Raw genomic sequence first — 13,261 nt, forward strand, 5'->3', positions numbered from 1 at the left:
CTCGACCCAACCAACGGGATTGATCCGCATAATTCGGCCGCCTGACGATGCAGACTCTGTTAGTTGGACGACCTACCCGCACATGAAACGTTGAGTCAGCTTCCTGGACCGGGAGAATCGCTGAAGAATCTATCGAACTTTCCCTCGGCGCCCTGAAACTCTTCAGCGTCGACAGGCGGCTCTTTTTTGTCAGAGATATTTGGCCAAACCGCAGCAAACTTGGCATTCAACATAAGCCATCTTTCCACGCCTGGTTCCGTGTCAGCCTTGATGGCGTCGGCGGGACACTCGGGTTCGCAGACGCCGCAATCGATGCATTCGTCTGGGTGGATAACAATCATGTTGTCCCCTTCGTAAAAGCAATCGACGGGGCACACCTCGACGCAGTCGGTATATTTGCACTTGATGCAGGCTTCGGTGACGACATACGTCATCTGAGGCTCCGAACTATCTCGCCACTCTTACTGGCTACCCAGGTTATCCGCAGTTCAGAGCGCTAAGTACTCGTCTTCGCTTTCCTGGCAACGATCTGCTGGAGCGCCCAGCGCGAGTTCTTTCTGACTTCAGGATCAGGATCATTTGCGACAAGGACGAGAAAAGGCTCCGCGGCTGGATCGCCGATCTCTCCCAACGCTGCCGCCGCCTCCTTACGCAGATTTGCTTGCTCGTGCGTGATACATTTTCCGATCGGACGAACCGCCCGGTCGATTTTCATCTTGCCAAGGCTTCTGATCGCCTTGAGCCGTACCTGCCAGAAATCGTCCGTCAATGCGGCAATCAATTGATCCGCCGCAACGGAGCCATTGGCGTTCAGGCCCAGCGTCTCCGCCGCCATCTCGCGGACCATCCAGTCGTCATCCCCTAGCGACCGGGTGATCGATTCTGCCGCAGGCTTCATCTGCGAAAACGCCAGCGCGCTAACCGCCGCTCGTCTGACGTGGGCGTCCGGATCGTTGGTCGATGCAGTGAGCGCAGGTATGGACTCCTCGAGCTTCAAAAAGCCGATAACGCCGATCGCCTGCACGCGGACCGCGGCATCGCTGTCCCTGAGCGCTTCCAGCGCCGGCTTGAGTGTGTCCTTGCGCCGTAGTTCCTTCAGCGCACGGAGCGCGCCCATGCGGACGAACGCGTGCCCATGCCTGACCAGGGGCAGTATCGCGTCGGCGCATGCCGGGTCCTTGAATTCAGCCATGCTGTCAGCCGCTGCCGAAGCGACCGCCTGCTCCGGATCGACCAGCAGCTTCGCCAGGGCCGCTGCCGAATCCGGGCCGTCGAACTCCCCGAGCGCCATCGCCACCTGCTGACGCACCCCGGCGTCGGGGTCCGCAACCATGCCGCTCAGATGTCCGACGGCCGCAGGATCTCCGGAATGGCCAAGCGCAATGATGGCGACGCGACGCTCACCCGGATCGGCAGCCCCGAGGCGCTCGTCGGCGTCCTCAAGATCGTCGTAAGATTCGAAAGGACCCGACATGATTACCTCAGAAGGTAGGGAATGTTGACGGTAACGGCGCCGGTCGGGCAATCGGCTTCGCATGGCATGCAGTACCAGCACTCGTCGTAGGCCATGAAGGCCTTTCCGGTCATGTCACTTATGCGAAGCACGTCGAGCGGACAGACATCGACACACACGGTGCACCCCTTGTCTGCGATACACTTGGCATCGTCGACGACGACCGGCACGGAGGTCTGATAACTGGCGAGAGGCATTGCTAAATCTCCTGTTGCTTCGTGACGGGGCCGTTACGCGCTGGCGCGGATACGTTGCTTGTCGTAGAGATCCTTCTCTTCATCGGCGATCGGGACGACGTATGGCTCTACATCCCGCTTCTCGCTGGTCATCTTGCCGTCCTTCTTGCTTAGAAGCGTGTGGCAGAACCAGTTCTCGTTGTCCTTCTCCGGGAAATCGGTGCGAAGGTGATAGAGGCCCCAGCGGCTTTCCTCGCGGAAAAGCGAGGCGTGCGCGGCCATGTCGGCACAGTCTAATATCGACTGGGTCTCGAGCGCGCGAAGGAGTTCGTGCGAATTCCGCGCGATCATCTGCTGTTCCATATCCTCACGAACCTCCGCCAGCCGACGCCGACCGAGTTCGAACTTGCGCGTGACCTTCGGCGGTTGCAGATAATCGTTCACAAGGCGACGGGCCTTGTATTCGATCTGGTTCGGCGGGATGCCGTCTTCCCGCTTGGTCGGCGCCATCACCCGGTCGCGCTCCTTGGCGACGTCGGCGGCATCGAACGCGGCGAAGTCGTGGTTGTCCGCAAACTCCATCGCGTCAGTGCCCGCGACCGAGCCGTTGGTAAAAGCGCCGAGCATGTAATTGTGAGGCACGCTTGCCATATCGCCGGCGGCGTAAAGACCGGGAACGGTCGTCCGCGCAAAATCATCGACGAACACGCCAGATGCGCTATGTCCTGAACAGAACCCGATCTCGGAAATGTGCATCTCGATCGATTCGGTCCGGTAGTCGGTACCGCGTCCCTTCTGGAATAGCCCGCGAGTCGGGCGTTCGACCTTGTGAAGCGTGGATTCGATTTCCTCGATCGTTTTCTCGTGAAGATGCGAGAGCTGAAGAAACACCGGTCCTTTGCCCGACGACAATTCGTTGTAGAATTCGAGCATCATCTGGCCCGACCAGTAATCGCATTCGATGAAGCGCGACCCTTCGTTGTTGGCGGTGAACGCACCGAAGGGACCGGCGACATAGGCGCAGGCCGGTCCGTTGTAATCCTTGATCAGCGGATTGATCTGGAAGCATTCGAGGTTCGCGAGTGCCGCGCCGGCATGATAGGCCATCGCATAGCCGTCACCTGAATTGGCGGCATTCTCGTAGGTACCGAACATGTAGCCTGAGGTCGGAAGGCCGAGGCGTCCCGCCGCACCCATGCAGAGGATGACGGCCTTGGCCTTGATGACCAACATCTCGGCTGTGCGGGTATTGACGCTGATGGCCCCCGCCACACGTCCGTCACTCGACGTCAGCAGGCGCGTGGCCATATATCGGTTCGAGATCAGGATTCTCGCGCGCCGGAGCTGCCGGTAGATCGCCTTCTTCACCGTCTCGCCGTTCGGCATCGGCAGCACGTAGGTGCCGATGTGGTGCACTTTCTTGACCGCGTAATCGCCATTCTCGTTCTTCAGAAATCGGATGCCGAAGCTGTCGAGTTCCTCGATGATCTTGTAGCAATTTTGCGCGTATTTATAGACGGCCTTCTGGTCGACAATGCCGTCGTTGGCGATGGTTATTTCCTTAGTGTATTGCTCCGGCGTCGCGTAGCTGGGAATGACGGCGTTGTTCAGCCCGTCCATTCCCATCGAAATCGCACCCGACCGCTTGACGTTCGCCTTTTCCAGCAGAACGACATTAGCCTTTGGATTTTTCAGTTTCGCTTTGAGTGCAGCCATCGGCCCGGCCGTGCCGCCGCCGATAACGAGCACATCGCAGGAAACTTCCGAAAGCCCGTCGACGATCTCATCCATTGCCATTATTCGCTCCTGGTTCGGCGTGTTCGCCGTCTTGATGCTAGATTTGTTCGGCTGGCCCTCCGGCGATAGCAATTAGTTGTCGCCGGCGAGAGAAAACCCAATGTTTGGGCCTGCTGCCGAAATCGAAGCCAGCCTTTGAACAACAAATAGGCATGGCGTAGCCATCATCGTTCAACGAAAGCTTTCTCGATGACGAAGTGCCCAGGCTCGCTGTGATTGCCTTCGACAAAACCGCGCTCCGTGAAGATCACACGGAGTTCCTCCAGCATGCCGGGGCTGCCGCACAACATGACGCGGTCGGTCTCCCAGTCCAGCACGGTTAGCCCGACATCGTTGAAGAGCTGACCCGATTCGATCAGGTCGGTGATGCGACCGCGATTGCGGAACGGCTCGCGGGTCACGGTCGGATAATAGATGAGCTTGTCGGCGAGTAGCGGCCCGAACAACTCGTCCTGTCGAAGCTTCTCGACGAGGCGTTCGCCGTAGGCCAATTCGGAGACCTGGCGGCAGCCATGAGCGAGAATGATCGTCTCGTAGGACTCATAGACATCGGGATCCTTGATGAGGCTTGCGAACGGCGCGACGCCGGTACCGGTGGAAAGCAGCAGCAGCCGCTTTCCCGGTATGAGATTTGCGGTGACGAGCGTGCCGGTTGGCTTGCGGCCGACGAGAATGATGTCGCCCTCCTTTATCTTCTGCAAGCGCGAGGTCAGCGGTCCATCGGCAACCTTGATGCTGAAGAATTCGAGGGCGTCCTCATGGTTGGCGCTGGCCATACTATAGGCGCGGACAAGTGGACGCCCTTCGACCTCCAGCCCGATCATCGCGAACTGCCCATTCTGAAAGCGAAAACCCGGATCGCGCGTGGCTGTAAAGCTGAACAGGGAATCGGTCCAGTGCTTCACTGAGAGAACCGTTTCCTTCTGAAAAGCGCTCATCGTCCTTCTCCTCCGTCGATCGCCATAACGCGCATGAGAGCGCGATGATGGAACGTTGGGTGAGAAGCGAAAATCTCGCAACGATGGACTTCAATTCTTGGTCGATTAGTTTCCAATTTTTCGCGGTCAGAACGAATGATTTTTAACGTATGTTAACGACAACCCGATCAGCACCACGGAAAGAATCAACAGAAGTACGATGGGTTTTATGCCGAAGGCGCGGATGCTCCTCCAAGGCAACGTCAATCCGATTGCCGCCATCGACGTGACGAGGCAGAAGCGCGAAAGCGGCGTGGTCACCTGAGATAGTTCGCGCGGGACAAGCCCCGAAGCATTGAGCAACGCCGCCACGACAAAGCCGATCAAAAAGACTGGCGGCAACGGCAAAAGGGGCTTTTGCGAAACTTCCCTGCCCGTTGCGATGAAGGATACAGCGATGCACGCTGGCGCAAGGAGCGCCACACGTAGAAGCTTTGCCACCGTGGCCATATCGCCGGTCTCGGGATCGACGCTGTAGCCGGCGGCAATCGCGTGGGCCACTTCGTGAATACTCCCACCGAGAAAGATGCCGCCTGCAGCCGAGCCCAGTCCGGCCATGTGAACCAGGAGCGGATACAGGATCATCGCAACGGACGAAATGATGCTGACAGCGCCGACAGTGCAGGCAACATCTCTGTTAGCCGAATCATTGCGCATGACGACGCAGGCAACCGCGGCGGCGGCCGAAGCGCCGCAAACGGCGACGGAAGCAGCGGCGACCAGCGACAGTTCCCTTGTGATTCCGAGCATCGGGCCCAGGAACCAGCCTACCATCAGAACGATTGCCACGTTGATCGCGAGCGCAGCGACGTCAGCTACGTCCAAAATCTGCAAGGTCGCGAGCGAGATTTGAAATCCAAGCAGCGCGACGCCGATGCGCATCACCTGTCTTGCAGCAAACGAGATACCCGTTTGAAACAGTGCCGGGGGCGACCAGGTCGCGGCGAGAACGAGACCGAAGATCAAGCCCCAGATGACAGCAGACCCGGCCAGAACCGTCATCCAGGTCGCAGCGCAGGCGACAAGCGCGCAGAGGGCAATACCCGGAACATCCCTCCAAAGCCAGTTCGGTTCAATGACCCCTCCCGACCGGTGCAGCATTGTCCTACCCCGCGCGATGCTCGCGAGGTGGTGTTCGCGATACTGACACGGGACAAGCAAGTAATTTCCAAAACCGGGATTCGGCGCCGGCCGGCAATTAGTTGCTATCTGTGCGATCACTCGGAACGTAGCCTGTCCGAGGATGGATTTGCCGATGCCGATATCGCCACCGATTGCAGAAGGAACGAGTTGCGAGGTAAGCGCCGATCTCGCCTCGCTATCCATGATTGCAAGCGACGAATCTCGGGTGACTCTTACGGCGGAGAAGCTTCGGCTATTCTGCAAATGCGCGCATTGCACCCGCGCGCGCTTCGACGAGCGCTTCCCGGAACGTTTTCCCGGGATCGCCATCGTCGAGGTCGCTGACCTCGGCTACGGGCTAAATATTTCGTTCTCGGACGGGCACAACCGGGGCATCTACCCCAAAAGCTATTTGGCCCAATTGGCTGAGCCTTGATTCTGTTTGGATTTTTCGCCCGCGTCTTTGGCCGCAACGATCAATCTGGCACGAAGATTGCTGCTTTTTAGATCAGTTCTTAAATGGTCTGGAGACCGGCAATGTCGCTGCAGGCTGGAAATGTGGTGAGCGGACGCGCGCCTTCGGCCGCGGCTGCGGCGACTAAATCAACCTCATCCCTGCTTCTTTCCGAGAACCAGCAATTGATGGGCGGTCCACCGTCCCTGATGGAAAAGCTGACGATACGCGAGCGGGAGATCGTCCTGAAACAAGGGCGCCGAAAGGTCCTTAGTCGTGGGCAGACTATCTTCAGTCAGGGCGCGAAACATGACGGTATTTTCCTGATCGAAAGCGGCCGCATACGCGTATTCTATTCCTCTCCGCTAGGTCGCGAAATTACTCTCGCTTATTGGCATGCGGGCAATTTTGTGGGCGGGCCGGAGGTCTTCGACACCGGCATTCATCAGTGGTCCGGCGTCGCCTCCAGCAATTGCAGCATCGTGCAGCTTCCGGGGAAGGAACTGCGAACACTCGCAACTGAAATTCCCAATCTCGCGATTGGGCTGATCGAGGGGCTCGCGTTCAAAGGCAAATGCTATTCGGCGCTCGCCCAGATGCTGGGGACGCGCTCGATTACGCAACGGCTCGCGCATCTCCTGTTGCACCTCATGGATCTGTACGGCGTCGAGGATCCCGATGGAGTCGTTATCGCCGCAGCTTTCACCCACGCCGACCTGGCGCACATGGTAGGGGCGACCCGACAATGGGTGACGATCAGTCTCAAGCGAATGCAAAAAAAACGGATTGTGCTGACGAAACGGTCCCAGATCGTCGTCTGCCTGCCAAATATTCTGGAAGAAATGCGCGGCCAGGCATCGGATTGAGCCTGAATGCACACGTAAGCGGCTTTGCACGGTGAAACTGCCCAACGAGTATGCAACCGGCCTTTAGCGGCAACTAATCTACTCCGATGGCAAGTCCGCATTTGCCTGGAACGCTGGCCCAACCAATCATGCGTGCAGTGCTTCCAACCGAATGGGGATGAACATGGTCCGCCAAGTCCAATCAATCTCGATAGCGATATCCATAGCGTCCGTGGCATTGGCTCTTGCGCAGCCGGCCAGAGGCGAAACGGTCACAATCGGCATCGGCACTCAGGATACCACGACCAACACCGTGACGACCGGCATCGTCATCCGCCAACTGCGCCTCCTCGAGAAGTACCTTCCGACGGACGGCAAGTATGCCAAAATCAAGTTCGAGCTCGAATGGCAGAACTTCACCTCGGGTCCTCCCGTCACCAACGGCATGATGGCCAACAAGCTGCAATTCGGTGCCATGGGAGACTATCCGCTCGTCGTCAACGGTTTCACGTTTGAGAAAAACCCTGAAAGCAAAAGCCGCCTGATCGCCGTTGCGGCTTACAGCCTGTCCGGCTCTGGCAATGGTCTCGTCGTCCATAAAGACTCGCCGTATTACGAGTTCGCGGACCTCAAGGGTAAGTTGGTCAGCGTCCCCTTTGGGTCGGCCGCCCATGGCATGATGCTGAAAGCGATGCAGGATCGGGGCTATCCAGCGGATTTCTTCCAGTTGGTCAGTCAAAGTCCTGAAGTTGGTTCGACGAATCTTCAGGAGAAGAAGATCGACGCCCACGCTGACTTTGTCCCGTTCGCAGAACTGCTGCCGTTTCGCGGATTTGCCCGCAAGATCTTCGACGGCGTGGAGACGAACCTGCCGACCTGGCACGGCGTCGTGGTCCGGACCGACTTCGCTGAGAAGTATCCCGAGGTCGTCGTCGCCTACATGAAAGCGATCATCGCCGCTAACCAGTGGCTGCGCGCCGATCCCAAACTGGCGGCGGAAAAAATTGCGGAATGGACCGGCATCAGCAAGGAAGTCGTCTACATCTTCCTCGGTCCGAGCGGCAACATGACTACCGACCCCACCATCAAACCAGCCCTGATCGACGCGGCGGAAGTCGATGTCAAGGTGCTGCAAAACCTTGGACGAATGAAGGAGTTCGATCCGAAGAAATGGGTCGACGACACTTTCATCCGCAAGGCCTATGCCGACATGAAGCTGGACTATGACGCCCAGCTCGCCAGCACCAGGAACTACGAGATTTCCGGCGACGACAAGTTCTGCAAAAAGCCGATTTCTGATCCCCGCAAGTCCGGCGAAGTGTGGGTCGATGACGCAGGCATTCTTCCGTTCAGCAGCGCCACCTGCACGCTCGGTGCTTACGCGGATTTCAAGGCCAAGGGAAAGAAGATCAACGTCACTTATGTCTTCGACACCATGCGCGGCATCAAATTGTTCGCGGACCAGGCCTTCTATGCAGTCGCCGGCGGCGATATTGCGCCGTTCCTGCTGAAGAAGGACGCCGAAGCTCACGCCGCCAAGAACAGCGGCAAAGTTCTTGGTTTTGAAGAGGCGGTGAAGTCGGCGGTGGGCGGAGGCAAGACATGAGCAGCAGTCCTGCGCATGCCCTGCATCCGACGGAACGCCAAACACCCGCGATCGCTGCCGAACCGGCTCCCGCCGTGGAGCCGGTCCACAGTCCAGTCACGATCGGTGCCCTGGCCGCGCGCTGGTTCCGGCTCAACAAGGGTCGTCTGCGCGCGACGCTGATCGGCGCCCTTTCCCTGGTCGCGTTTCTCATTCTCTGGCACCTCTTGACTAAATATCGCGTCGTGTTTTTCGTGCGATTCACCAACGTCCCTTCTCCACTTGCCGTCTACGAGAGCTTCACGACCGCGATCCACGACCCCAAATTCCTGATGCATGTCCTGCTGAGCTGCCGCAGAATTATATTCGGCTTCTCGCTGGCGGCGCTTGTCGCGGTGCCGCTCGGTCTCGTCATGGGGCGCTTCAAGCTGATCCACGAAGCAGTTTTCCCGGTTGCCGAAGTCCTTCGTCCGATTCCTGCGATCGCGTGGGTACCGATGGCGATCATGCTGTGGCCGACCAACGAACAGAGCATTGTGTTCATCACTTTCCTGGGTTCGTTCTTTCCGATCCTGGTGAATACGCTGCATGGCATGGTTCTGGTCGATCCGGTTCTGGTCCGGGCCGCGCGGTGCCTCGGGGCCAGGGAAGCCTCGATCTTTCGCGAAGTCTATTTTCCGGCTTCGCTTCCGCACATCTTCACCGGGCTTACCGTCGGAATGGGCGTTGCGTGGGTTTCGCTGATTGCAGCCGAAATGATCTCCGGCCAGTACGGCATCGGCTATTTCACCTGGGAAGCCTATTCGCTGGTCCAGTATGCCGACATCGCACTCGGCATGATCGCGATCGGCGTCCTCGGCCTGACGTCCAGCCTGCTGATCCGGTCCGCCGGCCGGCTCGCAATGCCTTGGGGGCGCACATGAATCTGATCGAGGCGAAGGCAGCCGAAGGCCATATCGAGGTCACGAACTTCGCGCTGAACTACGAGACGATCGACGGGTCCGTCGTCGCCGTTACGGACACACAGATCCACGTCAAGCCTGGCGAATTCGTCTCGATCGTCGGCCCATCAGGTTGCGGAAAATCCACGCTGCTGAACGCGGTCGCGGGCTTCCTGAAGCCTACCGCGGGAACGGTCACGGTCGACGGCGAAGAAGTAAAGGGTCCGAGTGCCGAACGCGGGATGGTCTTCCAGCAATATTCTCTTTTCCCTTGGAAAACCGTCCAGGAGAACGTCGAATTCGGACTGAAAATGCGCGGCATGGACCGTTCCCGTCGCGATAGAGCTGCTCGCACCCTGCTCGGACTGGCTGGCCTTGAAGCGTTCGGAAAGCATTACCCAGACCGCCTTTCCGGAGGGATGAAGCAACGCGTTGGTATTGTGCGGGCCCTGGCGACAGGACCGAAAGTTCTCCTGCTCGATGAGCCCTTCGGCGCCCTGGATGCGCAGACTCGGGTCATCATGCAGCAAATCCTCAATAACATGTGGCAGCGGCTGAAAATCTCAGTCCTGTTCGTGACCCACGATATCGACGAGGCGATCTTTCTTTCCGACCGCGTCTATTGCATGACGGCTCGCCCCGGCTCAATCAAGGCGGAAATTCCCATTCCGCTGGAACGGCCCCGCCAGCAATCGATGATGATGTCGTCGGAATTCCTTGCCTTGAGACGCGGCCTGATGTCGTTGATCCGCGAGGAAAGCCTAAAAGCAATGGGAGGCGAAATCAGCGACCAAGGTTTGCAGGGTCTCAATATAGACTTGCACGGGCAGTCGTTGGCTGACGTACTTTGAATAGCAGTTCCTAGAGAACCGGTCAGCGACCGAAATTTCGGCCGCTCGCTCAACGGCTTTGTGTCCGGTGAGGATGCCATGACATACGCCATTCACGCATCAAGAGACGGGCAAAGCGTCGTCACTATTCGCATCAGCCCCGTTGCTGCCGTCGACAAGGCTCATCTGCTCGAACGCCTTGGCTGGCGGGGTTCACATTACAGATTCGGCTGGGCACCAGTTCGGCCCATCTGACTTTCGTCTGCTGCTTATGGTTGATCGAGAGACGGCCTGAGGGCCTATAGCTCCCTACCCTCGCATGCTTAAATCCCGAAGCAGAGAGTTCGCGCGAGAACCGCGGCGTGCCGCAAAAAAGGCGACGGCCGGGTTTTGGCGACCGCCAACCTCCCAACTGGCTTGCTCGCCGGCGGCCAAGAGTCAGGCGGCACAAATCCGCCTCCCGACCATTGTCAGTGCGCCAGCTTCTGACTCGCATTGGGCTTATGGTGAGTGCCGAACCGCTCCACCATGGTCGCGCTCGCCTCGTTCAGGCCAATCACTTCAACATGAGCACCGTGGCGACGAAGCTTCACCTTTGATGGATGATTTCGATCGGTTCTGGGAATGGGCAAACAAGCTGCTCGACAGTCTGACGATCCTGGCCGACATTCATCGTCATGTCGCTACCGCCGGAAGCGCGGCGCGACCGCGCCAAGGTCAATGAGGCCCTGGTACAAGAGACCGGCCGTAACTCAGACAGACGAGTACGCCTGAGCCCGACGTCGGGCCACTGGGGACGAGTGGTGAAACGATCGCAAAAAATCACCTTCAGCGAAATGCACGAATCGGGTTCGTCGCGTCTTGGTCTATTGTTCCGATTACAAATGCGGCCGCTCAATAGAGGTGGACGCTGCTATGTGGCCGGTGGCCGCAACATTGGCGCGGAACATCAGCGAGCGCCGGCCATTGTCCTGTTCGCTTCGCCGGGGCGCTACCAGAGGAACGAATTCATGGCATACCAACCCAATCCAAACGATCTCCATCGTGCGGGCCGTAGTAAAGAGGAAATGCGGCGTCGCGATAATGAGCTGCAAGCCGATCCCCAGCTCGCCGAAGGTCCCGCCAGCGGCACCAAGGTCGCAATGTACGCCATCGCCATCGCAGTTGTGCTGGGTGTCGTGTTCTACGGCCTGAACAACAACAGCGTGGACCAGGCGGGCACCACGCCGCCCAGCGAGACCGCGCAGCAGACCCAGCCGGCCAACCCTGCGGGGCCTTCGGGCAAGACCAACACCGAGCCCGGCACGACCACGGGCGCGGCGACAACCAACCGTCCGACGCCGCCGTCTCCGAACCCCACAGGTACGCAAGTCGATCGCAGCAAACAGTAAAGGTCGACCGTCCGAATTGACGTGCAGCGGGCCTATCGGCCCGCTGCTTTTGTGGCTAGCTGTAAGGCCCACGCAAGGCAGCGCTGACTTATTCGCCTAGGCTTGGTAGGTCGATCACGAAATTGCTAGGGTCCAGTTTGGCGCTAGCCAACGACTCGGCCTGGCGGGCTTTTTTTTGCAACTCCCTGGTCGCGCCCCGGCGTGATTAGAAGCGCGGAGGAGCCGGCCCGCTCGGTAGTAAGCGCTCCAGAGATGCTTTCGTGCTCGTACGTACGATTTAACCCTGGGTTGAGTCAGCGAAGAAAGACGAAGATCCGATGAGAAAGCACCCTAGCCAAAATCACGGCGTCCGTAGCCGCTGCTAAAGGGATGGCTCAAAAGGCGCTGGCGAGCACCCCAACCGCCCCCCAAGACAACAGCCACGCGGGCGTTACACCGCATGGCCTGATGCCGGGACTGTCCCGCTCCTCGCAAGATTCCGTCGCCGCTAACACAACCGCGGACCGGCAGAGACGTTCCGGCCGACGCTGGCAAAAAGTAACCCGCCGGGATGAGCTGGGGGGATTACTTAGAAGCCGGCGAGCCACTGACCGAGCATGGCGAGCCACGTACTCACACGGAAAGAAACAGGCCCGCGCCAGGGGCGGTCGCCCGCGCACGGCCGCCATCCCCTTCGGGGGTCCCGATAATGCCGACGTGGGAATACGGCAGCAATGGCTCAGCCAGTAACCGATGGGGTTTTCGAAACCTCAATCGTCTGTCTCAAGACCTGGCACTGCTTGTCCGAGGTCAGAAACGCGATATCCGACGCATCCCGGCCACTGCCGATGCGGATAATCCCTTCAATCGGCGCAAGCTGCGTCGCGTCAATCAGCCACCAACTATTTTCGAGATAAACTTCGAAGACTGCGTGGAAGTCAGGCGGGTCCAGTTGAAGCGCATACGCGCTGACGGCGCGGGCCGGAATGCCGAGTGCGCGAGCCAGCGTGATGCCCAAATGCGCGAAATCGCGGCAGACGCCCGCGCGGTCTATAAACGTCCGCTCCGCGGTCGTCTCAGCGTTGCTGACGCCCGACACATAGTCAACGTTGCGATGAATCCAATCCAAGATCGACATAACTCGCGCCACGCCGTCGCCGGCTCCGCCGAACTCGCGTTGCGCAAATCGCATGAACTTGTCCGACGGGCAAAAGCGGCTGGGCAGGAGAAACGGGAGCACGTCGGTGGGAAGGTCCGACCATAGATGCTGGTGACCGGCCGGCGGCAGGAGCTGCCGAAGATTGTTTTCCACCACGGCCTGATAACGGATCGCCACTTCGCCAGAGAACGAGGCGCGTATGCTCCGGTCACCGTATGGTGTCTTGTCGAAGAGCAATAGCGCCGGTGGCTGAATGTCGAGCGATTCCGAGAGGATTTTTTGATCGCTCGTATGTGAAGCCTCAATGATAGCGATAACCTGCGTTGCTTGCGCGAAAGCATAGACGAGTTCGGCCTTGATCAAGAGTTTCATGCGGCCCTCAAGCCAAACCAACAGGGCACCCTGGCGTGAATTATGATCAGGTGTTCCAAGTGCGAACGCGGTGACGAGCAGTAAAACACTCGCGAGGCTCGTTCCGGTTTCACTACGCAG

Annotated in this window: 13 protein-coding genes and 1 pseudogene; 6 read left to right on the top strand and 8 right to left on the bottom strand. The window is 58.8% G+C overall.

The features are described from left to right. Positions 1–95 precede the first annotated feature (95 nt). The 6 genes from fdxA to C7G61_RS35275 form a co-directional block, all read right to left on the bottom strand. The gene (gene fdxA, locus C7G61_RS35250; RefSeq protein WP_108522318.1) at positions 96–434 is read right to left on the bottom strand and encodes a ferredoxin FdxA; all 339 of its coding nucleotides are present in this window, start codon (positions 432–434) and stop codon (positions 96–98) included. 62 nt (positions 435–496) lie between these two features. Further along, entirely contained in the window at positions 497–1,474 is a 978-nt protein-coding gene (locus C7G61_RS35255) for a HEAT repeat domain-containing protein (protein ID WP_108522319.1), read from the bottom strand. Positions 1,475–1,476: 2 nt separating this feature from the next. Continuing rightward, entirely contained in the window at positions 1,477–1,710 is a 234-nt protein-coding gene (locus C7G61_RS35260; RefSeq protein WP_108522320.1) for a 4Fe-4S dicluster domain-containing protein, read from the bottom strand. 33 nt (positions 1,711–1,743) lie between these two features. After that, positions 1,744–3,486, bottom strand: a complete 1,743-nt coding sequence (locus C7G61_RS35265) for a fumarate reductase/succinate dehydrogenase flavoprotein subunit (protein WP_108522321.1) — start codon at positions 3,484–3,486, stop codon at positions 1,744–1,746. 164 nt (positions 3,487–3,650) lie between these two features. Further along, positions 3,651–4,424 (bottom strand): ferredoxin--NADP reductase, encoded by a 774-nt coding sequence (locus tag C7G61_RS35270; RefSeq protein ID WP_108522322.1) that lies wholly within the window; start codon positions 4,422–4,424, stop codon positions 3,651–3,653. A 126-nt stretch (positions 4,425–4,550) separates the two neighbouring features. Next, positions 4,551–5,564: a YeiH family protein gene (locus C7G61_RS35275; protein WP_190242113.1), complete on the bottom strand. Its 1,014-nt coding sequence runs from the start codon at positions 5,562–5,564 to the stop codon at positions 4,551–4,553. A 154-nt stretch (positions 5,565–5,718) separates the two neighbouring features. Between C7G61_RS35275 and C7G61_RS35280 the strand changes: the two genes are divergently transcribed. The 5 genes from C7G61_RS35280 to C7G61_RS35300 all read left to right on the top strand — a co-directional run bounded on the left by C7G61_RS35280 (position 5,719) and on the right by C7G61_RS35300 (position 10,261). Beyond that, positions 5,719–6,021 (top strand): gamma-butyrobetaine hydroxylase-like domain-containing protein, encoded by a 303-nt coding sequence (locus C7G61_RS35280; protein ID WP_420836819.1) that lies wholly within the window; start codon positions 5,719–5,721, stop codon positions 6,019–6,021. Positions 6,022–6,122: 101 nt separating this feature from the next. After that, positions 6,123–6,905, top strand: a complete 783-nt coding sequence (locus C7G61_RS35285) for a Crp/Fnr family transcriptional regulator (protein WP_108522325.1) — start codon at positions 6,123–6,125, stop codon at positions 6,903–6,905. A 163-nt stretch (positions 6,906–7,068) separates the two neighbouring features. Beyond that, complete coding sequence (locus C7G61_RS35290; protein WP_190242116.1) at positions 7,069–8,490, top strand: ABC transporter substrate-binding protein; 1,422 nt, start codon at positions 7,069–7,071, stop codon at positions 8,488–8,490. Beyond that, positions 8,487–9,392: an ABC transporter permease gene (locus tag C7G61_RS35295; protein ID WP_108522327.1), complete on the top strand. Its 906-nt coding sequence runs from the start codon at positions 8,487–8,489 to the stop codon at positions 9,390–9,392. Before C7G61_RS35290 ends, C7G61_RS35295 begins: the two co-directional genes overlap by 4 nt. Then, positions 9,389–10,261 carry an ABC transporter ATP-binding protein gene (locus tag C7G61_RS35300; RefSeq protein ID WP_108522328.1) on the top strand — a complete coding sequence of 291 codons (873 nt, stop codon included), beginning with the start codon at positions 9,389–9,391 and terminating at the stop codon, positions 10,259–10,261. Before C7G61_RS35295 ends, C7G61_RS35300 begins: the two co-directional genes overlap by 4 nt. A 449-nt stretch (positions 10,262–10,710) precedes the next feature. On the opposite strand, the pseudogene C7G61_RS47835 reads toward C7G61_RS35300, so the two are convergent. Then, a pseudogene (locus C7G61_RS47835) lies at positions 10,711–10,833 on the bottom strand (sodium-independent anion transporter); the annotation flags it as partial. An 84-nt stretch (positions 10,834–10,917) separates the two neighbouring features. On the opposite strand from C7G61_RS47835, the gene C7G61_RS47290 reads away from it, so the two are divergent. Next, on the top strand, positions 10,918–11,631 hold the full coding sequence (locus C7G61_RS47290) for a hypothetical protein (RefSeq protein ID WP_338026160.1): 714 nt from the start codon (positions 10,918–10,920) through the stop codon (positions 11,629–11,631). Between the two features lie 718 nt (positions 11,632–12,349). Here the strand turns inward: C7G61_RS47290 and C7G61_RS35310 are convergent. Further along, on the bottom strand, positions 12,350–13,141 hold the full coding sequence (locus C7G61_RS35310; RefSeq protein ID WP_108522329.1) for a transglutaminase-like domain-containing protein: 792 nt from the start codon (positions 13,139–13,141) through the stop codon (positions 12,350–12,352). Positions 13,142–13,261 lie beyond the last annotated feature (120 nt).

It is taken from the genome of Bradyrhizobium algeriense (assembly GCF_003062295.1).
Taxonomy (GTDB): domain Bacteria; phylum Pseudomonadota; class Alphaproteobacteria; order Rhizobiales; family Xanthobacteraceae; genus Bradyrhizobium; species Bradyrhizobium algeriense.